Below are 205 nucleotides of genomic sequence, written 5' to 3'. Positions count from 1 at the left end.
AGCGCATTGCGCAGCAGCGACTGGAGAACCACGCCTGAAACCGCCAGACAGGCTCCGCAACAGGCGGAAACCAGCGCGCGGGTCAGGCGGTAGTTCCAGATAATCCCGGCATCAAGCGCATCCACCGCATACTGTGTATCAAACAAGCGGTTTGCCAGCGTATGGCTGACATGCTGCCACGAGATAACCGTCTCACCGATTGAAA

General features: G+C 58.0%; 1 protein-coding gene. It reads right to left on the bottom strand.

The features are described from left to right. On the bottom strand, window positions 1–205 hold a 205-nt coding region (locus FDX22_RS23890; RefSeq protein ID WP_146717886.1), incomplete at both ends, for an iron chelate uptake ABC transporter family permease subunit.

The sequence above is a fragment of the Citrobacter sp. TBCS-14 genome (assembly GCF_005280805.1).
GTDB lineage: Bacteria > Pseudomonadota > Gammaproteobacteria > Enterobacterales > Enterobacteriaceae > Citrobacter > Citrobacter gillenii.
This window is presented reverse-complemented; position numbering and strand designations above follow the sequence as displayed.